Annotated in this window: 17 protein-coding genes and 1 pseudogene; 14 read left to right on the forward strand and 4 right to left on the reverse strand. The window is 62.7% G+C overall.

Annotated features, from left to right (window positions below; all coding sequences use genetic code 11):
- From ACQY7U_RS20745 to ACQY7U_RS20795, 11 genes and pseudogenes are all read left to right on the forward strand, one after another.
- A pseudogene (locus ACQY7U_RS20745) lies at window positions 1-528 on the forward strand (AAA family ATPase); the annotation flags it as partial.
- Window positions 525-1913, forward strand: a complete 1389-nt coding sequence (locus ACQY7U_RS20750) for a DUF6638 family protein (RefSeq protein ID WP_428648745.1) — start codon at window positions 525-527, stop codon at window positions 1911-1913. The pseudogene ACQY7U_RS20745 and the gene ACQY7U_RS20750, both read left to right, overlap by 4 nt.
- A 5-nt stretch (window positions 1914-1918) precedes the next feature.
- Window positions 1919-2587: a DUF1523 family protein gene (locus tag ACQY7U_RS20755; RefSeq protein ID WP_428648748.1), complete on the forward strand. Its 669-nt coding sequence runs from the start codon at window positions 1919-1921 to the stop codon at window positions 2585-2587.
- Window positions 2588-2899: 312 nt separating this feature from the next.
- Window positions 2900-3931 (forward strand): LacI family DNA-binding transcriptional regulator, encoded by a 1032-nt coding sequence (locus ACQY7U_RS20760; RefSeq protein WP_428648751.1) that lies wholly within the window; start codon window positions 2900-2902, stop codon window positions 3929-3931.
- Window positions 3932-4016: 85 nt separating this feature from the next.
- Window positions 4017-5321: an ABC transporter substrate-binding protein gene (locus tag ACQY7U_RS20765; protein ID WP_428648754.1), complete on the forward strand. Its 1305-nt coding sequence runs from the start codon at window positions 4017-4019 to the stop codon at window positions 5319-5321.
- A 107-nt stretch (window positions 5322-5428) separates the two neighbouring features.
- Window positions 5429-6295, forward strand: a complete 867-nt coding sequence (locus tag ACQY7U_RS20770) for a carbohydrate ABC transporter permease (RefSeq protein WP_428648756.1) — start codon at window positions 5429-5431, stop codon at window positions 6293-6295.
- Between the two features lie 12 nt (window positions 6296-6307).
- Window positions 6308-7138, forward strand: coding sequence for a carbohydrate ABC transporter permease (locus tag ACQY7U_RS20775; RefSeq protein ID WP_428648759.1), 831 nt, complete (start codon window positions 6308-6310; stop codon window positions 7136-7138).
- 16 nt (window positions 7139-7154) lie between these two features.
- Window positions 7155-8159: an ABC transporter ATP-binding protein gene (locus ACQY7U_RS20780; protein ID WP_428648762.1), complete on the forward strand. Its 1005-nt coding sequence runs from the start codon at window positions 7155-7157 to the stop codon at window positions 8157-8159.
- On the forward strand, window positions 8156-8929 hold the full coding sequence (locus ACQY7U_RS20785) for an L-iditol 2-dehydrogenase (protein WP_428648765.1): 774 nt from the start codon (window positions 8156-8158) through the stop codon (window positions 8927-8929). Before ACQY7U_RS20780 ends, ACQY7U_RS20785 begins: the two co-directional genes overlap by 4 nt.
- A gap of 3 nt (window positions 8930-8932) precedes the next feature.
- Window positions 8933-10411 (forward strand): mannitol dehydrogenase family protein, encoded by a 1479-nt coding sequence (locus tag ACQY7U_RS20790; RefSeq protein WP_428648767.1) that lies wholly within the window; start codon window positions 8933-8935, stop codon window positions 10409-10411.
- 118 nt (window positions 10412-10529) lie between these two features.
- Window positions 10530-11066 carry a TlpA disulfide reductase family protein gene (locus ACQY7U_RS20795; RefSeq protein ID WP_428648769.1) on the forward strand — a complete coding sequence of 179 codons (537 nt, stop codon included), beginning with the start codon at window positions 10530-10532 and terminating at the stop codon, window positions 11064-11066.
- Window positions 11067-11196: 130 nt separating this feature from the next.
- Here the strand turns inward: ACQY7U_RS20795 and ACQY7U_RS20800 are convergent, their stop codons facing one another.
- Genes ACQY7U_RS20800 through ACQY7U_RS20810 form a run of 3 tightly spaced genes read right to left on the reverse strand, consistent with a single transcriptional unit; the run spans window position 11197 to window position 14328 of the window.
- A complete protein-coding gene (locus ACQY7U_RS20800; RefSeq protein WP_428648771.1) occupies window positions 11197-12270 on the reverse strand; it encodes an ABC transporter substrate-binding protein in 1074 nt (357 codons plus the stop codon).
- Window positions 12267-13664: a sensor histidine kinase N-terminal domain-containing protein gene (locus ACQY7U_RS20805; protein ID WP_428648774.1), complete on the reverse strand. Its 1398-nt coding sequence runs from the start codon at window positions 13662-13664 to the stop codon at window positions 12267-12269. Before ACQY7U_RS20805 ends, ACQY7U_RS20800 begins: the two co-directional genes overlap by 4 nt.
- A complete protein-coding gene (locus ACQY7U_RS20810; protein ID WP_428648777.1) occupies window positions 13657-14328 on the reverse strand; it encodes a response regulator in 672 nt (223 codons plus the stop codon). The genes ACQY7U_RS20805 and ACQY7U_RS20810 overlap by 8 nt, the downstream gene beginning before the upstream one ends.
- 193 nt (window positions 14329-14521) lie before the next feature.
- Here ACQY7U_RS20810 and ACQY7U_RS20815 point away from each other — a divergent pair, with 193 nt between their 5' ends.
- From ACQY7U_RS20815 to ACQY7U_RS20825, 3 genes are all read left to right on the forward strand, one after another.
- Entirely contained in the window at window positions 14522-15511 is a 990-nt protein-coding gene (locus ACQY7U_RS20815) for a Bug family tripartite tricarboxylate transporter substrate binding protein (protein ID WP_428648779.1), read from the forward strand.
- A 230-nt stretch (window positions 15512-15741) separates the two neighbouring features.
- A complete protein-coding gene (locus ACQY7U_RS20820; RefSeq protein ID WP_428648781.1) occupies window positions 15742-16173 on the forward strand; it encodes a tripartite tricarboxylate transporter TctB family protein in 432 nt (143 codons plus the stop codon).
- 12 nt (window positions 16174-16185) lie between these two features.
- Window positions 16186-17727 (forward strand): tripartite tricarboxylate transporter permease, encoded by a 1542-nt coding sequence (locus tag ACQY7U_RS20825; protein ID WP_428648783.1) that lies wholly within the window; start codon window positions 16186-16188, stop codon window positions 17725-17727.
- 548 nt (window positions 17728-18275) lie between these two features.
- Here ACQY7U_RS20825 and ACQY7U_RS20830 read toward each other — a convergent pair.
- Entirely contained in the window at window positions 18276-19373 is a 1098-nt protein-coding gene (locus ACQY7U_RS20830) for a GFA family protein (protein ID WP_428648786.1), read from the reverse strand.
- Between the last annotated feature and the right edge of the window lie 291 nt (window positions 19374-19664).

A 19664-nucleotide genomic window follows, 5' to 3' on the forward strand; every position in this document is an offset into this window, starting at 1 on the left:
ATGGGCAAGAACCATTCGATCCCGGTCGGCGATCACGACCTTTTCGAGGCCCAGGCGATCAAGAAAGCGGTCGCCGCGTCCTACGACCGTCATTTGCGGCCGCAGGAGGACGCGCTTCTGAATGTCTTCGACAAGGTGCGGGAGCAGATCGGCGACCTCGACACGATCGCCAAGCTCGGCGCCTATCTGAAGGCCATCCAGGAGGCGGACGATCGCTTCACCGGCCGAGCGATCAAGAACATCACCGACGCCATCAAGGTGCGGGCGATGGATTTCGAGCTGCCGGACGAGTGGATGGAAAATCCGGAACTGTTCCTGTTCAGGGACTATGACACCAAGAAGGCGATGATCGCGGATCTGGCGCAGCCGATCACGGTCGAGATGGTGATCCAGGAAATCAACCGCTACGCCGACAGCGAATTCCGTTACGCGGACAAGTCCGATGAAGCCGCGATTGAAAACGCGGTCCGGGAGATGCAGCGCATGGAAGAAGCCAAGCGCCGCTTCATGGAAGCAAAACGCCCATGATGAGACTGGTGAAACACGGCCTGATGTACGGGAATCTCGTGGAGGTGACTTCGCCCTCCATGGTCGGCCGGTACAACCGGGCGCTGGAGCACCTGACCGGAAAACGGACCGGGCTCGACGCGTTTCACATCGATATCTCCGGCTATTCGCCCGAAGTCGGTGACGAGCTGGGCGACGAGCTTTACCTCAATCCCAACGGCTGCAACCGCCAGTTCATCCTGCTCACGGTGGAGCAGAAGACCGCGCCGCTGCTCAATGCGAAGTTCTCCACCTCGCGCCATCTTCTCAGGCGGTTCATCGACGAAAACGAGGAACAGCTCTTCGCGCTGTCGATCCGGGATTGTGTCGTCGGCGAGCTGGTGAATTCCATCTATTCGCTCAAGTCACCGCTCGACCTCTTTCACCTGAACGCCATCGACGTGGACGCGGACACGGTCGGCGGTCATTCGGAGGCCGGCGAAGAACTGGCCGACAAGATCGAACAATTCGTGAGCGAACCGGATGCCTGGTGGGACGATGTCCTGATCGCCGAGATGATCGAACTGGCCAAGCACACCGGCGACATCATCCGCACGCCGCTGTCGCTGAAGTTTCCGCGCTTCGAACAGGGCAACTTCCATACGGTCCATTTCGGCGGGCTCTACATCTTCCGCGACATGAAGGAAACGGCCTGCATCGCCTCCGGCAAGCTGGAGACGGACGACAAGCTTCCGGTGAAGCGTCTTCTGAACCTAGAAGACCGGGATAAGATTGCCGACTTCCTGACGCGCAATGCGCTGGTCGAGCCGATCTTCGAGGCCGGCAACGGCAAGGCCGTGAACATCCTGAAGCAGAAGCTGGATTTCATCGTCATCGACACGGCGGCCGACAAGGGAGAGGACCTTTCCGGGCTTTCCCGCCGCGACCTCAGGGCCCTCAAACGCAAGTACCAGAAGGACCTGCCGGCGGAATATCACTCGCTGGAAGAGGCGGTCCGCCGTCTTTCCGCGGGCGGCAGCATGCGCTGGCCCTCCCCGGACGATCCGGCCTATTTCTATCTCCTGAGGTCGCGCAGCCACCGGGACAAGCCGCTGGTGAACAAGCTGCTGGCCGAGCTGACACCGCTCGACTTCCGGCAGCTTTTCATCTGCCACAAGGATGCGTTCTACGCCCATTACGTGACATGGAGCGAGGCGAAGAAAACCTATGCGGCACAGTTCCTCGCCGACGAATACATGGTCGACAAGGTCGGCACACGCGAGGAACTGTTCGGAGCGGAACGCGACATGGCGGAAGACGGCGACGACATCGGTTTCGGCAGGAACATGGGACCATGGGGCGCCATTCCGAGGGACGACGATCGCGACGACGACGACGATGATGACGATGACGACGACAGGGACTGAGAGCGATGAAATTTCTTAAGTGGATCATCGGCATCCCGGTGCTTCTGGTCGTCGTGGCCTTTCTCCACTACACGCTGCCCGGGCGCGACGTGGTGCGGATCGTCGGCACGGACGTCAAGCGCATGGACATCGGCTCCTCGTCGCTGTTCTGGGCAGCGCCCGATGCCGGCACCAACAAGAACTGGACACGGGACGTCCGCTTCATCAATGCCGTCTGGCCGAACGGCGAGCCCCGGGTCTACCGCAACGAGGATACCGACTGGGGCTGGCCGCCCTATTTCAAGTTCGACAGCTCCAACATCACCGCCCAGGCCCAGGACCTGGCCAAGAAGGGAGGCGACGTCTGGGTTGCCGTCACCCATTACGGCTGGCGGATCAAGCTGTTCACGATCTTTCCGAATGTCATCAGCATCGAGCGGGTCTCGGGACCGAATGTCTTTCTGATCCCCTGGTTCGACATTCTGTTCTTCCTCGTCCTCGGCCTGCTGGGCTATCTGATTTTCAGAACCATCCGCGCGCTCAAGCGCAAGCACGTCGATCCGATTGTCGAGGGAATCGACGACTTCGTTGACGATGTCGGCGAGAACGTCGAGCAGGCGACGAGCGAGGCGCAAAGACGGGCGACGGAAGCGACCGGCGGATTCCGCCGCTGGAAAAAGCGCTGGTTCGGCTGACGTCAAGTTGAATTGGTCCGGTCCTCGGGAGCCCGTTCCTTATGCGTTTCTCGCAATGGACCAGCAGGTACCAGATCTCCGGCGCCACACTTCCGGTCAAATTCAAAGCCCCCGAAGCCGGCATTGTCCTGCCTGGCACAACGCGTGCCCTCGCCCCCCTGCTGTCGATCAGCCGACGAATCTTGACCGCATGGAAAAAGTTTCTATTGTAAAGTTGTTATTTTACTCGCGATAAATTTCGCGCCGGCCTTGGCTGTGATGCGAAGACAGACCGGAAACCAGAACAAACCGGACGGAGCAACAGACGGGCCCATGACGGATCGAAAAATCAGGAACATGGAGGAATTCGCCTCCGTCAGCGGAATTTCAAGGCCCACGGTGTCAAAGTATTTCAACGATCCGGAAAGTGTGCGCCAGTCGACCCGTGCCCGAATCGAAGAAGCGCTGGAACGCTACGACTTCCGCCCGAACATCTTCGCGATCAACCAGAACCGGCGCCTGACCAAGAACATCGGCATCGTGGTGCCCTATCTCGCCGACCCCTTCTTTGCGGAAATCGCCCGCAAGATCGAACGGCGCTGCGTCGACGCCGGCTTCTGGCCGATCCTGTTCAACTCCCACGGCGAGCAGGAATTCGAAAAGGACATTCTCAACAGCCTCCGGTCGCTGAAGCCGGCAGGCGTTCTGCTGGCCCCGCTGGGGCGGGCCTCGGACCGGTCGGCCATTGAGCGGTTCTGCAATGACGTGCCCACCGTCCTGTTCGACAGCAACCTGGAAGGGATCGGAGAAGCCTTTGTCGGCTCTGACAATTACAGCTTCGTGTCGCAGACCGTCGAGTATCTGACACGATCAGGTGAACCGCCCTGCTTTTTCGAAATGAGCACGCCTGCGAACCCGAACGCCAACAAGCGCAGGGCAGCCTATCTTGAAATGATGGAAAAACTGGGCTTCGAGCCGCACGTCCTCAAGGTCGAGGGCGAAGGCTGGGCGTTCGAGGAAATCGGGCGTGATGGAGCGCTCAGGATACTGGATGTCCACGGATTTCCGACCGATACGATCCTGTGCAGCAACGACCGGCTGGCGATCGGGCTTCTGTCGGCCTGCTACGAGCGGGGTTTCCGGGTCGGACGCGGCGAAGGCTGCGCGCTCCGGGTGGCCTCGCACGACGACCATCCCTTTTCCCGCTTCACCTGCCCGTCGCTGACCACCGCCGCGCATGACTATGATGCCGTGGCCAATCACGCCTTCCAGACCCTGCACGACCTGATCGAGGCCGGAGGCTCCTTCGACGCCCGCCAGGAAACCCTTTTTGCGGCAAGGCTCGTACTGCGTTCGTCCGCTTGAAATTTTACGCGCGCAAAATTTTTATTGACGCCGGATAAATTTTAGCTCAAGCTCTGGACAACATCCAAGCATGGGAGGAACCAGGATGGATTGGAAGAACGCACTCAGTGCGGCAACTGCACTTACCCTGCTCACCACGACGGGCGCTTTCGCCGAAACGATCACCATCGCGACCGTGAACAACGGCGACATGATCCGCATGCAGGGCCTGACGGACGACTTCACCGCGAAAACCGGACACAATGTCGAATGGGTCACGCTGGAGGAAAACGTCCTGCGTCAGCGCGTCACCCAGGACATTGCCGCCAAGGGCGGCCAGTTCGACATCATGACCATCGGCATGTACGAAACGCCGATCTGGGCAGCCAACGAATGGCTTGTCTCCCTCGACGACCTGCCGGCGGACTACGACAAGGATGACATCCTGCCGGCCATGCGCGCAGGCCTCAGCCACAACGGCAGCCTGTTCGCAGCGCCGTTCTACGGCGAGTCCTCGATGATCATGTATCGCACCGACCTGATGGAGAAGGCCGGGCTCGAAATGCCCGAAGCGCCGACCTGGAGCGATGTTGCCGCGGCCGCCAAGGCCATGACCGACAAGGACAATGAAATCTACGGCGTGTGCCTGCGCGGCAAGGCGGGCTGGGGTGAGAACATGGCGTTCATCACCACCGTGGCCAACTCCTTCGGCGCCCGCTGGTTTGACGAGAACTGGAAGCCGCAGCTCGACACGCCTGCCTGGAAGGAAGCCGTATCCTTCTACAACGACCTTCTGACGAACTACGGACCTCCGGGCGCCTCCACGAACGGTTTCAACGAAAACCTGGCGCTGTTCCAGCAGGGCAAGTGCGGCATGTGGATCGACGCAACCGTGGCCGCCTCCTTCGTGACCAACCCGGATGACTCCACGGTGGCCGACAAGGTCGGTTTCGCCCTGGCACCGAACAAGGAAGGCGTTGAAAAACGCGCGAACTGGCTCTGGGCATGGGCGCTGGCCATTCCGGCAGGCACCCAGAAACAGGCAGCCGCCAAGGAATTCATCAACTGGGCAACTTCCAAGGACTACCTTGCCCTGGTTGCTGAAAAGGAAGGCTGGGCAAACGTTCCCCCGGGCAGCCGGACGTCTCTCTACGAGAACCCCGAATATGCCAAGGTGCCGTTTGCCAAGATGACGCTGGACAGCATCAACGCGGCCAATCCCGACAGCCCGACCGTGGAACCGGTCCCGTATGTCGGCATTCAGTATGTCGCAATTCCGGAATGGGCCGGTATCGGCACTTCGGCCGGCCAGGAGTTTTCGGCCATGGTTGCCGGTCAGCAAACCCCTGACGAAGCTTTGGCCAAGGCCCAGGCATTGGTCACCGAGGAAATGGAAGCCGCAGGCTACTAAGGGACTCCTCCCCGACTGAAGAGGGCGGGCACGTCTCGCCCTCTTTCCTTTCCGTCCTACTTCATTTTTTTAAAGACGACCGGACCCTCAACAGGACAGGTGCGCCCATGGCAACCCAGCATTCCCGCTCCGCCGCCCGCATCATGATGGCGCCTGCCGTCATCCTGCTGCTCGGGTGGATGCTCATCCCGCTCACGATGACGCTGTACTTCTCCTTCAAGAAGTTTCTGCCGCTGCGCGGCGGCGACCTCGGCTGGGTCGGGTTCGACAATTACATCCGCTTCGTTTCCTCAAGTGCCTTCTGGCCAAGTATCCAGACGACGCTTGTCATCGTCGGCGGGGTTCTCGTCATCACCATCGTGTTCGGCGTGCTGCTGTCGATCCTGCTCGACCAGCCCATGTGGGGTCAGGGCATCGTCCGCATCCTGGTCATCGCCCCGTTCTTCGTCATGCCGACCGTTTCCGCCCTGGTCTGGAAGAACATGTTCATGGACCCGGTCAACGGCCTGTTCGCGCATTTGTGGAAGGCCTTCGGCGCCCAGCCGGTCGAGTGGCTGAGCGACGTGTCCGTCTTTTCCATCATCCTGATCGTGTCCTGGCAGTGGCTGCCCTTTGCCACCCTGATCCTGCTGACCGCCATCCAGTCGCTCGACAGCGAGCAGCTCGAGGCCGCCGAAATGGACGGCGCGCCGCCGCTGGCCCGCTTCGGCTTCATCATCCTGCCGCATCTGTCGCGTGCGATCACGATCGTCGTCCTGATCCAGACGATCTTCCTGCTGGCGATCTTCGCGGAGATCTTCGTCACCACCGGCGGCTCGTTCGGCACCCGCACGCTCACCTACCTGATCTTCCAGCGGGTCCTGGAAAGCCAGAACGTCGGACTCGGGTCCGCGGGCGGTGTCTACGCAATCATTCTCGCCAACATCGTTGCCATCTTCCTGATGCGCATCGTCGGCAAGAACCTGGACGCCTGAGGAGGGACCACCATGGCACGCGCCGTTACCACCCGCCGCAAGACGATCAATACCATTGCCGCCTGGGCAATCGGCCTCTTGATCTTCTTTCCGATCCTCTGGACGATCCTGACCAGCTTCAAGACCGAAGCCCAGGCGATCAACGATCCGCCGCTGTTCCTGTTCTTCGACTGGACGCTGGAGAACTACGCCATCGTCCAGGAGCGTTCCGACTACATGCGCTACCTCTGGAACTCGGTGATCATCGCCGGCGGCTCCACCGTTCTCGGCCTTCTGATCGCCGTGCCGGCCGCCTGGTCGATGGCCTTCGTGCCGTCAAAACGCACCAAGGACATCCTGATGTGGATGCTGTCGACCAAGATGCTGCCCGCGGTCGGCGTGCTCTATCCGATCTATCTGCTGTTCATCAAGCTGGGCCTGCTGGACACCCGTGCCGGGCTGACCATCGTGCTTATGCTGATCAACCTGCCGATCATCGTCTGGATGCTCTACACCTATTTCAAGGAGATCCCGGGAGAAATTCTGGAGGCCGCGCGCATGGACGGCGCGACGCTGAAGGAGGAAATTCTCTACATCCTCACGCCGATGGCGATCCCCGGCATCGCCTCCACGCTGCTGCTCAACATCATCCTGGCCTGGAACGAAGCCTTCTGGACCTTGAACCTGACGGCCGCGAAAGCAGCTCCCCTCACCGCCTTCATCGCAAGCTATTCCAGCCCGGAAGGCCTGTTCTACGCCAAGCTGAGCGCGGCTTCGACCATGGCAATCGCCCCCATCCTCATTCTCGGATGGTTCAGCCAGAAGCAACTTGTACGCGGCCTGACGTTCGGCGCAGTCAAATAAACGAGACGAGGCAAACATGGGTCAGATAACCCTCAACCAGATCACCAAGAACTTCGGCGACGTTCAGGTCATCCCGCCCCTGGACCTGCGCATCGAAGACGGTGAGTTCGTGGTGTTCGTCGGCCCGTCGGGCTGCGGCAAGTCAACGCTTCTGCGCCTGATTGCGGGCCTGGAGGACGTCTCCTCGGGCACGATCACCATCGACGGCAAGGACGCGACAATGATACCGCCCGCAAAGCGCGGCCTTGCGATGGTGTTCCAGTCCTATGCGCTCTATCCGCATATGTCGGTGCGCAAGAACATCGCCTTTCCGCTGCGCATGGCCGGCCTCGACAAGGAGGCCCAGAACGCCAAGGTGGAAGCCGCCGCCAAGGTTTTGAACCTGACGGATTATCTCGACCGGCGACCGGGCCAGCTGTCCGGCGGCCAGCGCCAGCGCGTCGCCATCGGCCGGGCCATCGTACGCGAGCCAGCGGCCTTCCTTTTCGACGAACCGCTGTCGAACCTCGACGCTGCGCTGCGCGTCAACATGCGCCTGGAGATTTCCGAGCTGCACCAGTCACTCGAGACCACGATGATCTACGTCACCCACGACCAGGTGGAAGCCATGACCATGGCCGACAAGATCGTGGTTCTGCAGGCGGGAGTGATAGAGCAGGTCGGTTCGCCGCTGGAGCTCTATCACACCCCGCGCAACCGCTTCGTCGCCGGTTTCATCGGCTCGCCGAAGATGAACTTCCTGATGGGCGCCCATGCCGCCGAATACGGCGCGGCCACCATCGGCATCCGCCCCGAACACCTGACGGTGTCGAAGACGGAAGGCAAGTGGACCGGCAAGGTTGGCGTCTCCGAACACCTTGGTTCCGATACCTTCCTCTATGTCGACATCGAGGGTCTCGAAGAGCCGGTCACGGTGCGCTCCAGCGGGGAAATCGACCTGCGCCACCGCGACACCGTGCATCTGACACCGGACCCGGAAAAGGTTCACCGTTTCGACAATCAGGGACTGAGGATCGCATGAAGCGACTAGAGGGAAAATCCGCGCTGATCACCGGCGCCGCCCGGGGGATCGGCAAGGCCTTTGCTGCGCGCTACGCGGAAGAAGGGGCGACGGTCGCCATTGCCGACATCAACCTGGAGGGTGCGGAAAGCGCCGCCCGGGAGATCGGTCCGAATGCCTATGCGGTCAGGCTCGACGTCACCGACCAGGCTTCCATCGACCGGGCCATCGCAGTGGTGGAAGAGCGGACCGGTGGTCTCGACATCCTGGTCAATAACGCGGCCCTCTTCGACCTGGCGCCGATCGTCGAGATCACACGGGACAGTTACCAGAGGCTTTTCGACATCAATGTTGCCGGCACGCTCTTCATGATGCAGGCGGCCGCCAGATCCATGATCAAACGCGGCAAGGGCGGCAGGATCATCAACATGGCAAGCCAGGCCGGGCGCCGGGGCGAGCCGCTGGTGGGCGTCTATTGCGCCACCAAGGCCGCCGTCATCAGCCTTACCCAGTCGGCGGGCCTCGATCTCATCAAGCACGGCATCAACGTCAATGCGATTGCCCCGGGTGTCGTCGACGGCGAGCACTGGGACGGAGTGGATGCGCTGTTTGCGAAATATGAAGGCCTTGAGCCCGGCGAGAAGAAGGCCGCGGTTGGCGCCGCGGTGCCTTTCGGACGCATGGGCACGGCCGACGATCTTGCCGGCATGGCCGTCTTCCTGGCTTCCAGCGAAGCCGACTACATTCTTGCCCAGACCTACAACGTCGATGGCGGCAACTGGATGAGCTGACCAATGACGCAAAAACTAGGAAATTCTGTGCTCGCTACGCTCCCTGACAACGTGAAGGCACCCACCTACCACCGGGCCTCACTCACACCCGGCATCGTGCATATCGGTGTCGGCAATTTCCACCGCGCCCATCAGGCAGTTTATCTGAACCGGTTGTTCGAACGCGGCGAAGGCCATGACTGGGCCATCGTCGGCGCGGGCCTGAAGCCCTACGACAAGGCGATGCGCGACCGGCTGGCAAGCCAGGACTGGCTGACCACGGTCGTGGAACTGGACCCGCAGGGGCTCAGCGCGCATGTCTGCGGTTCGATGATCGACTTCATCGATGCCGATCCGGCTGCGCTGATCACCAGACTGTGCGACCCGGAAATTCGTATCGTCTCGCTGACGATCACCGAGGGCGGCTATTTCATTGATCCGGCCACCGGTGGGTTCGACGTGAGCCACCCGGAGATCCTGGCCGATCTCAGCCAGCCTGACAGGCCCGAGACCGTCTTCGGTGTGCTGGTCACGGCGCTTCTGAAGCGCAAGGAGCGGGGCATTGCGCCGTTCACCGTCATGTCCTGCGACAACCTGCCGGAAAACGGACACATCGCGCAACAGACGGTGGTCGGGTTCGCAAAGGCATTTTCGCCCGAGACGGCGGACTGGATATCGGAAAACGTCGCTTTCCCGAACGGGATGGTCGACTGCATCACGCCGGCGACCGGAGAACGCGAGAAGACGCTCGTGCGCGAAAAATTCGGGCTGGAGGATGCCGCGCCCGTGGTATGCGAACCCTTCCGGCAATGGGTTCTGGAAGACCGCTTCCCGTCCGGGCGGCCGGCACTGGAGAAAGTCGGCGTCGAATTCGTCGAGGACGTCGCGCCCTACGAGCTCATGAAGCTGCGCATCCTGAACGGCGGCCATTCGGCCATCGCCTATCCGGCGGCTCTGCTCGGGTATTACTTCGTCCATGACGCGATGGCGGATCCGCTGATCCGGACGTTTCTGAAGAAGCTTGAGGAAGAGGAAGTCCTTCCGATCTTGCCGGAAATCCCCGGCGTCAGCTTCCAGACCTATCTGGAGACGGTTATGGAGCGGTTTTCGAACCCGGCCGTCGGCGACACCATCCCGCGCATTTGCCTCGACGGTTCCAACAAGCATCCGAAATTCATCCTGCCCTCGATCCAGGAGCGCCTCGACAAGGACCTCCCCATCCGGGGCCTTGCCCTGGAGACGGCCCTTTGGTGCCGCTACGGCCTCTGCCGCAACGAGGCCGGCGATGCCATCGAACTGGGGGACCCCAACGCGGAGATTCTCAAGCCCTGGGCGGAAAGCGTTTTCGGCAGCAACAAGCAGGCCTTCAGCATGCCGGACCTCTTCGGCCCGCTCGGCTCGGACCCGGTCTATCTCAATGCCTTCCGGGAGGCCGTTCAGGCAATCAAATCCCTCGGGGTGGCCGGCGCGCTTCAGGCCTATATCGAGACTTCGCCCGCTTAACGGGTTCACGAAACCGGCATGGAAATGTGCCTGAATGTGAACCCGGCACCCGTTGCCTTGTGACCTGTGCAACTTACCTTGTGCCCGGATAGGAAACGAGAGGGAAAGGTGCGCCTTCATGAGACTGCTGAACAGACGGGACATGGTGATGGGCCTTGCGGCTACGGCCGCGCTGAGTGGACCGGCATTTGCCTCCGAACCGGAGTTCCGCCGGCTCGGCCTCGCCGAACCGCCCTTTGCGATCGACACGGCCGAACTCGGCGTTCCCGACCTTGACGGCAGGATACACAGTCTCGAGGACTACCGGGGCAAGACCCTGATCGTTTCCTTCTGGGCCACCTGGTGCCCGCCCTGCCGGAAGGAAATGCCGACCCTGGCAAGACTGAACCGGGAACTGGGATCTGACAAATTCGCGGTTCTTGCCGTCAATGTCGGCGACAAGGACAAGAAGGTCCGCGCCTTTCTGGAACAGGCCGAGCTCGACGGTCTTCCGATCCTGATCGACGACAAGGGAACGCTGCCCGGCAAGTGGTACCTGCGCGGCCTGCCCGTGACCTATATCCTCAACGGATCCGGAGACGTGATCCTGGGGGCCATCGGTGAGCGGGTCTGGGATGCGCCTGAGATGATCGCGGCGCTGAAGGGGTTGGGATGAGGCTGAGAGCCAGCAATCCTTTCCCTTTTCCCTTGCCTGGCACTGCGGCTTAACGCGTCAGCGGCAAGGCCGGGATGACAACTCGGGAAATGCACTGCATTCCGGCCGGTCTTTGGAGCGAACAATCCCCTCACGGCCCCGGGAACGTCACGCGCCAGCGCCGCAGGAAGGTTTCGCGCGTGAGGGCGTCCAGGGCGACCATCAGGGCGGGGGAGAGGCCGATGGGGCGGAGCGCCGTCGGGCTCAAGGCCTCACCCTCGTTGCCGTCCTCGGCTTCCAGCAGGGGGCTGATCAGGAGGGTGGTCCTGAGTTCGAGGGTGCCCTGCGGCGACAGCAGGAAGTCCAGGAAGGCTTCGGCCAGATCCTTGTTCGGCGATTGCTTCGGGATCATCAGCGCGCGCGACAGCACCAGCGTGTAATCCAAGGGCAGAACGATGCCGATGCGCTCGTCGTCAAGCTGGTATCCTTGCGCGTAGGAGCCAAGCACATTGTAGGCGATCAGATATTTGCCCTCGGCGACACCTCGGATGATATCCGCCGAACAGCAGGTGGAGACGGCCTCGGACCTGCCGAAGGATTCCTGCAGGGCGCCGAAGGTTGAGGCTTCGCGGCTGTCGGCGAAGGCGAAGAGATAGCCGAGGCCTGACTGTTCGATGTCGTAGGTGGCGACCTTGCCGGCATAAGGCGTATTGGAGGGTCTCAGCAGATCCAGCAGATCGAAGCGGGTCTTCGGGACATCGCTTTCCGGAACCAGATCGCGGTTATAGACGATCACGGCGGGCTCCCGCGTGATGCCCCAGAGCTCGTCCCGCCAGCGAAGCGCTTGCGGAACCTGTTCGGTCAGGCGGGAGACATAGGGCGACGCACAGGCCTCGTTGACGAGCTGCACCATCTGATGCACGGCGGAACTGATGACGACATCCGCACCGGTCCGCTCTTCGCGGCAGTCGGCGCGGGACAGCCGGTAAAGCTCGTTGGAGCCCCATTGTTCATAGCGGACACGGACGCCCGCGTGCGATTTGACGAAGCTGTCGACCACCGGGCCGAAGACGGAAATGTCGGTCGTGGAGCGCAGCACCAGTGTTGACGGTGCGCTTGTCGAACCGAAGTCCCGAACCATTTCCTGGGCCAGCCCGGAACCGGCCGCGCCAAGCATTGCCAGTGCGGAAAAACAAGCGCCAGAAAGGAAATTCGGCAGTCTCATGCATCTTTCTCCGGCAGGGCATCGAAGACCAGGGAAGCCCTGAAACGATCTTCCGTTGGTTTTTCCAGCACAAGCTCGCCGCCGAAGGACACGGCGACGGAATGCACGATCGCAAGCCCGAGGCCGGAACTCGACTGACGGGAGAGCGTACCCTTGTTGAAACGCACGCCCAGCGCCTTCAGTACGTCGTCTCCCGGGCCCTTGCCTGCATCCTCCACCCAGATGGCGGCCCGGCCATCCTCAGCCGATGCTCCGATCCGGACAGGCGAGCGACCGTATTTGAGGGCGTTGTTCAAGAGGTTCTTGAGCGCCTCCTTCAGCGACGGTTCGTCGGCCATCACCTCGACCGGCGTTTCGCCGACCGCCAGCACCACGTCGAAATCCGGGTTCAGCACCGCATGATCGCCCTCCTCGAAAACGTCGAGGGCGACATCGCGCAGATCCACCCGCTCGCGGCGCACGCTGTCGCCGCGGTGAATGACCAGGGCCTGGGACAGCATCTGGTCCAGCAGGCGGCCGAGGCTGGTGGAGCGCGTCTGGATCCGTTCGACGATCTTCTGTTGCCTGTCCGTGTCCGTCTCGTCGCTGAAGAGATCGGCCTGCGCCCTGAGGGCCGCCACCGGCGTGCGGAGCTGATGGGCCGTGTCGGAAATGAGATGGCGCATGGAGTTCATCTGCCGGTCAAGACGGGCCATGAAGCGGTTGAGCGCATTGATCATGACCTCGGTTTCCCTGGGGACCGCGGTGTCGACGGGCGTCAGGTCGTGCGGATCGCGCGCCGACAGCCCGCCGGCGATCTTTTCCAACGGCCTCAGGACCGAGCGCACGACCACGGCCGCCAGCAGCACCATGGCGAGACCCGAGGCCGCCAGCACATAGAGCGCCTTGCGCGTGATGTCATAGGCCATGGTGTTGCGGGCGCGCAGGGTCTGGCCGACGACGACCTTGATGGTGCCGTTGAGCGTGCGCTCGGCAAAGCGGCGGGAGACCACCGCGTAGCGGGCGGGTTCGCCGAAGAAGGTGCCGTCGAAGAAGCCGTCCCGAAGATCCTTCCGCCCCTGCGGCAACTGGATGTCGTCGTATCCCGTCAGCGTCCTGCCGTCCGGGCTGATGATGCGGTAGCCGATCCTGTCGTCGTGGGCGAAGGTCAGGAGCTCGAATGCGGAGACGGGCAGCTCGATGACCGGCCTGCCGTCCTGAACCGAAATGGCGGAGGCTATGTCGTTGGCGGCGCCCAGCAGCAGCCGGTCGTAGGCGGTTCTGGCCGCCTCCCGTCCGTAGGCGAAGGCGGCGATGGAGACAAAAACGCCGCCGATCATCAGAAGCAGGGCGATCCCGAGCGCGACGCGGGCCGTCAGCGAGGTCGTCTCCAGCTTCCGGAAAAAATCAGGCATCGGCGTCCAGCTTGTAGCCAAGCCCTCTCTGGGTCTCGATCCTGACCGATGACCCGGACAGTTTCTTGCGCAGGCGTGCGACATAAAGCTCCAGCGCGTTCATGCTGACATCCGTGTCCTGGAAACTGAAGACCCCCTCGTAGAGCCGTTCCTTGCTGACCGTCTTGCCGCGGTTGCGGATCAGGATCTCCAGCAGGGAAAACTCCCGGCGGGTCAGCGTGAGCGGGCTGTCGTCCAGCCGGACCACGCGGGCAGAGGCGTTGAAGGTCAGGTTGCCGAGGCTCAGCTCCTCGGCCTTGTCGCCCTGCTCGCGCCGGTAGAGCGCGCGGATCCGGGCTTCCAGTTCCCGGTGGTCGAACGGCTTGACGAGATAATCGTCCGCACCGGAATTGAGCGAGGAGACCCGGTCATCGACGGAGAACTCCGCCGTCAGCATCAGCACCGGCGTGCGGTCGCCGCCGGAACGCATTTCCTTCAGGAGCTCGGTTCCGAGCCCGTCCGGCAGGTTGATATCGAGAACGATGACGTCATAGCGCTGCACGTCGACACAGGCGCGCGCCTCCTCCAGCGTCTTTGCCAGATCGCAGGCAATGCCCGACCGGTCCAGCCGGATCATGATCGCCTCGGCCATGTCAAAGGTGTCTTCAACGAGCAAAAGTCGCAATTCGCCTGTCCTCCCGTCTCCAGTCTTGCCCCGGCTTTTTGCGACATGCAAGCAGGCTGTCGCCCCGTGACAGGTTGATGACAGGAAGGGGCGCTAATCTTCCCTCACGTCCGTTGGGAGGACCCCGCGACATGCGGCACAACGGATAGAAAAGGCTCATCAAAAAGCCAGGCTCATGTGGAGGAAACACATCATGGCATTCAAAACCACCCGCGTTCTGCTGGCGGCTGCCTTCCTTGGCGCGTCCGCACTCGGCGTATCCGCTGCCGAATTCAAGCCGGAAAATCCGGAATGTATCGCTCCGGCCAACCCGGGCGGCGGCTGGGACTTCACCTGCCGTCAGGTCGGCAAGTCCCTGCAGGACCTGAAACTGCTCGACAAGACCATGCAGGTCGTCAACCTGGCCGGTGGCGGCGGTGGCGTGGCCTTCGCTGAAGTGGTCAACAAGCGCGGCGACGACAACGACCTGATCGTGGCAGCCTCTTCGGCAACCGCGACCCGTCTCGCCCAGGGCGCCTATCCGGGCAACACCATGGACCAGGTCCGCTGGCTCGCCGCCATCGGCGCCGACTACGGCGTGGTCGCCGTTGCCGCCGACAGCCCGGTCAACACGCTGCCGGAGCTGCTCGACCAGATCAAGGCCGATCCGACGTCCGTTTCCGTGGCAGGCGGCTCCGCCGTCGGTGGCTGGGACCATCTGAAAGTGCTGATCGCGGCCAACGCCTATGGCATCGACGACGTGCGCTCGGTGAAATACATCGCCTTTGACGGCGGCGGCGAAGCCGTCACCCAGCTCCTGGCCGGATCCGTCCAGGCTTTCACCGGCGATATCTCCGAAGCCAAGGGCTTTGTCGACAGCGGCGACATCAAGGTGATCGCGGTGCTGGCACCGGACCGTCTGCCGGGTGAATTCGCCGACTTCCCGACCGCCAAGGAACAGGGCGTCGACGCCATCGGTGCCAACTGGCGCGGCTTCTACGCTCCGGGCAACATGTCCGACGATGCCTACAACGCCTGGGTTTCCAAGATCTCCGAGCTTTACGCAAGCGACGAGTGGAAGGGCGTGATGGCTGCCAACGGTCTGGCTCCGCTCGATCTGCAGGGCGAAGAGTTCCAGAACTTCGTTGCCGGTTCGGTCCAGCAGATCCAGGACATCTCCAAAGAGATCGGCATCATCAAATAAGAGTGCCGGCTCTTTCAACTGGCAGGGGCGCAGACCATGCGCCCCTCTTTTCTGACAAGGCCCCGAAATCAGGGACCGCCCCATCGGCCTCGCCCGATCCTTCGGAAGGTTGAGGTGGACTGTCGGAAACCCGCACGGCACGCTAGGGTACGGACCCATAAAGTGCCTTTTCAATTGATCCCGTTTCAGGCTGGCCGCCGATCCGGCAGGCCGCTTGCAGGAAGGTATCCATGAGCGACCGCATTTTTGGCGCGGTCGGGCTTGTTCTCGCGCTGGGATATGCCTGGGCCGCTCTTGTCATCGAAGAGAGTTTTCTGTCCGACGCCGTCGGCCCGAAAGCCTTTCCCCTGATCATCGCGGCGGTGCTCGCCCTGGCGTCCATCGTCATCTTCCTGAAGCCGGACGCCGAGCCGGAATGGCCCGCCCTGCCGCGCCTCCTGGAAGTCGGTGCCGCCGTCCTGGTGATGATCCTTTATGCCATCGCGCTGCCGGAAGCCGGCTTCGTGATCGCCACCGCGGCCGCCGCCTCCTATCTGACCTGGCGCCTCGGCACCGCGCCGATCGCCTCGGTGATCTCCGGCTGCCTGACATCGGCCGGCATCTATGCGGTCTTCCATCTCGTTCTTGGCCTGTCGCTGGCCAAGGGTCCCCTCGGCTTTTGATCGGAGCGTCCCATGGAAACCCTGTCTTCACTGGCCGACGGCTTCGTCATCGCCCTCACCTGGCAGAACCTGCTGCTGGCGCTGCTCGGCTGTTTTCTCGGCACCATCATGGGCGCGCTGCCGGGCCTCGGCCCCTCCAACGGCGTCGCCATCCTGATCCCGCTCGCCTTCACGCTCGGCCTCGGCGCGACGCCTTCGCTGATCCTGCTGACGTCGGTCTATTACGGCGCCATGTACGGCGGGCGCATCTCCTCGATCCTCTTGAACATTCCCGGTGACGAGCCGGCGATGATGACCTGTCTCGACGGCTATCCGATGGCCAAGAAAGGGCAGGCCGGCGAAGCCCTGTCGCTCTCCGGCATCGCGTCCTTCGTCGGTGCGTTCCTGGCCACCTGGGGCCTGATCCTGCTGGCACCGCAGCTGGTCAAGATCGCGCTCCTGTTCGGACCGGCCGAATATTTCGCCCTCTTCACCCTCGCCTTTGCCACCCTCGGCGGCGTCGCCTCGACCAACCAGGCCAAGACCGCCTTCGCGGCGGCGCTCGGCATCGGGCTCGCGACCGTGGGCGTCGACACCCAGACCGGGGTGCCGCGCTTTACCTTCGGCGAAGTCCATCTCTACGACGGCATCGATTTCCTCGTCGCCATCGTCGGCCTCTTCGCCCTCTCCGAGGTGTTCCTGTTCCTGGAACACCGCCACGGCAGCGCGGATGCCGGCAGTGACAAGGTGTCCGTCGGCCGTCTGGTTCCGGGGTGGGCGATGGTGAAATCCTGCATACCGACCATGCTGCGCACCAGCTTCCTCGGCTTCATCGCCGGCGTGCTGCCGGGGGCGGGCGCTTCGCTCGGCTCCTTCATCTCCTATACGTTCGAGAAGAAGCTGGTCGACAAGGAAGGCACCTTCGGCACCGGCGATCCGCGCGGCGTCGCGGCGCCCGAGGCCGGCAACAATGCTGCCGCCGGCGGCGCCCTCGTGCCGATGCTCGCGCTCGGCGTGCCGGGGTCCGGCACCACCGCGGTGCTGCTGGCGGTGCTGCTTGCCCTCAACATCACCCCCGGCCCGCTGCTCTTCACCCAGCAGCCGGATGTGGTCTGGGGCCTGATCGCGGCGCTTTTCATTGCCAACTTCATGCTGCTGGCCATGAACATTCCGATGATCGGCCTCTTCACCCGCGTGCTCCTGATCCCGCCGCGCATCCTGATGCCGATCGTGGCCATGGTCTCCTTCGTCGGCATCTACGGCATTTCGGGCTCGTCCTTCGATCTTCTGGTGATGGTCGGCTTCGGCGTGATGGGCTGGGTGCTCAGGAAGCTCGACGTGCCGCTGGTGCCGATCATCCTCGGCACGCTGCTCGGCAATGCCATGGAAAACAACCTGCGCCGGGCGATCACCATCGAGAACGGCGACTGGTTCGCGCTCATCGACAGCCCGCTGTCGATCGGGCTGTGGACGCTCGCGGTCATCGGCTTCGTCCTGCCGATCATCTTCGGCAAGGTGCTGAAAGCGCGCATGCGCCGCATGGCCAAGGACGAGGAAGGCGCGCTGGTGGATTGATCACCGCGCGGAGACCCGCAATCGAAGACGCCCTTTCCCTCCGGAGAGGGCGTTTTTCGTTGTGCCCGGTCTGACCGGCGCCCTCCCGACAAAGCGAAGCGTGCCGGCATCAGCCCCCCCGTGAGGGACCACTCTTTCTCTGCGAAAGGCCCCGGCGTTCCGCCCGCTCCCATTCACACCTAACTTCCAATCAATGACAAGCCAGGCGCTCTCATTGACAGGGATGACGGCGAAGATCTTGTTTCTCCTCCCGGTGTCACCCCGGACGAGCGTCGCGAGATCCGGGGCCCACTCGTTTGCAGAGCCTGGGGGATGAACCGCGAGCGATGGTCTGCATTTTCTAGCAGGCGGACAGGCGGCTTGCGCCCCTCTCCCCCCCTTGAGGGGGAGATGTCCGTGAAACGGACAGAGGGGGGTGAAGCTTTTCCGCCTGAAACGGAATGGCCGGATGCATTCGGGAGGCTGATACCCCCCTCTGTCTCGTGTCGGAGACATCTCCCCCTAGAAGGGGGGAGACGGGTGCAGGTGGGAAAGCCCGGGTCCCTACCCTAGTCCTTCCTGCCCGGTCCCGACCGAAAGCGTTCAAGCGCGGTCTTGCGGGGCGGGCCGCCCTTTGGTTCTCCGGCAGCCGTCCAGCGGGAGGAGAGGATTTCGTCGTCCTCGGTGCGGATGCGCGGCAGGTCGTCCTCGATGTTCAGCCAGGGCAGCTGGCTTTCGACGCCGAAGTGGCAGGCGGGCGGAAAGGCTTCCGGGTTGTCGAGCGTCGCCAGCCGGATCGAATAATACTCCGACGACCCCGCCCCTTCGATCTCGGTGTAGAGGCTCGTGCCGCATTCGGCACAGAAGGCGCGCACGGCAATCGGCGAGGACCGGTAGAGCCTCGGCGGGTCGCCGGAAAACCGCACGTCCGATTTGCGGAACGCGGCCCAGGCATTCAGCGGCGCTCCGAGCGCGAGCTGGCACATCCGGCAATGGCAATAGCCGACGGCGGCCGCCTCGTCGCGGACCTCGTATCTGACACGCCCGCAGAGGCACCCTCCGGCGGCCAGCGGCTTCTGCGCTTGCGGAGCCCCGGCAACATGGGGCCAGGCATGGACGTTCTCCCCGCCCGACGGCACACCGGCGAGCCGCGCCTTCAGGACGTGAACGGGGCGGTCGATGTTCTTCAGCCGCTTGTAGCCGAGGTCGTCGAACGGCTGGCCGGTCTTGCCCAGGATCTGCTCGTGGACGGCGGCGGAAATGCAGACGCCGCCCGGTTCTGCGATTTCCTGAAGGCGCGCGGCGATGTTCACGCCGTCGCCGAAGATGTCGCCCTCCTCGGCGATGATATCGCCGATGTGAATGCCGATCCTGAGCTGAACGGGCCAGTCCGGATCCCGCGCGGCGTTCAGCCCGGCCATCTCCCGCTGGACGTCAACGGCCCACTGGAGCGCATCGACGGCAGAGGCGAATTCAATCAGCAGCCCGTCTCCCATGGTCTTGACGATATGGCCGCCAAGACGGCTAAGCTTCGGGTCGATGATGCCGGTCCGGCAGTCGTTCAGGACGGCAAGCGTGCCCGCCTCGTCGCGTCCCATGAGCCGGGAATATCCCACCACATCGGACGACACGATGACGGTGAGCCGGCGGTGCGTCTGACTTTCCATGCCCGCCAGCCTACTCCCGACGGCAGAGGGCGTCCACGGCGGAGGGCAGCAAGCGGAAGCGGGCGGTCGGTGGATTGATCGCTGTGCAGCGCCCTGCCTTGCAAGGAGGCCTTATCCTGCCGGGAGTGAGCGTTATTGTTTTCCTACCATATCAGCGCCGTCTTCCCTGCCAGGAGCGGACAGTGGATGTTTGGCACCCAATGTATGCTTGCAACCTAGAAGGTCTGAATGTTCCTTGCCTATGTTCGTAAACCCATTTCTATGCGAGCCTCTTTCAGATCAATCTTTGCT

The sequence above is a fragment of the Roseibium sp. genome (assembly GCF_050301095.1).
Lineage (GTDB): Bacteria > Pseudomonadota > Alphaproteobacteria > Rhizobiales > Stappiaceae > Roseibium.

Coding starts and splice junctions, on each gene's coding strand:
- ACQY7U_RS20760 (WP_428648751.1), top strand. CDS start 2,900: ATGACGGATCGAAAAATCAGGAACATGGAGGAATTCGCCTCCGTCAGC.
- ACQY7U_RS20780 (WP_428648762.1), top strand. CDS start 7,155: ATGGGTCAGATAACCCTCAACCAGATCACCAAGAACTTCGGCGACGTT.
- ACQY7U_RS20785 (WP_428648765.1), top strand. CDS start 8,156: ATGAAGCGACTAGAGGGAAAATCCGCGCTGATCACCGGCGCCGCCCGG.
- ACQY7U_RS20795 (WP_428648769.1), top strand. CDS start 10,530: ATGAGACTGCTGAACAGACGGGACATGGTGATGGGCCTTGCGGCTACG.
- ACQY7U_RS20765 (WP_428648754.1), top strand. CDS start 4,017: ATGGATTGGAAGAACGCACTCAGTGCGGCAACTGCACTTACCCTGCTC.
- ACQY7U_RS20775 (WP_428648759.1), top strand. CDS start 6,308: ATGGCACGCGCCGTTACCACCCGCCGCAAGACGATCAATACCATTGCC.
- ACQY7U_RS20770 (WP_428648756.1), top strand. CDS start 5,429: ATGGCAACCCAGCATTCCCGCTCCGCCGCCCGCATCATGATGGCGCCT.
- ACQY7U_RS20805 (WP_428648774.1), bottom strand. CDS start 13,664: ATGCCTGATTTTTTCCGGAAGCTGGAGACGACCTCGCTGACGGCCCGC.
- ACQY7U_RS20820 (WP_428648781.1), top strand. CDS start 15,742: ATGAGCGACCGCATTTTTGGCGCGGTCGGGCTTGTTCTCGCGCTGGGA.
- ACQY7U_RS20750 (WP_428648745.1), top strand. CDS start 525: ATGATGAGACTGGTGAAACACGGCCTGATGTACGGGAATCTCGTGGAG.
- ACQY7U_RS20755 (WP_428648748.1), top strand. CDS start 1,919: ATGAAATTTCTTAAGTGGATCATCGGCATCCCGGTGCTTCTGGTCGTC.
- ACQY7U_RS20825 (WP_428648783.1), top strand. CDS start 16,186: ATGGAAACCCTGTCTTCACTGGCCGACGGCTTCGTCATCGCCCTCACC.
- ACQY7U_RS20815 (WP_428648779.1), top strand. CDS start 14,522: ATGGCATTCAAAACCACCCGCGTTCTGCTGGCGGCTGCCTTCCTTGGC.
- ACQY7U_RS20790 (WP_428648767.1), top strand. CDS start 8,933: ATGACGCAAAAACTAGGAAATTCTGTGCTCGCTACGCTCCCTGACAAC.
- ACQY7U_RS20830 (WP_428648786.1), bottom strand. CDS start 19,373: ATGGAAAGTCAGACGCACCGCCGGCTCACCGTCATCGTGTCGTCCGAT.
- ACQY7U_RS20800 (WP_428648771.1), bottom strand. CDS start 12,270: ATGAGACTGCCGAATTTCCTTTCTGGCGCTTGTTTTTCCGCACTGGCA.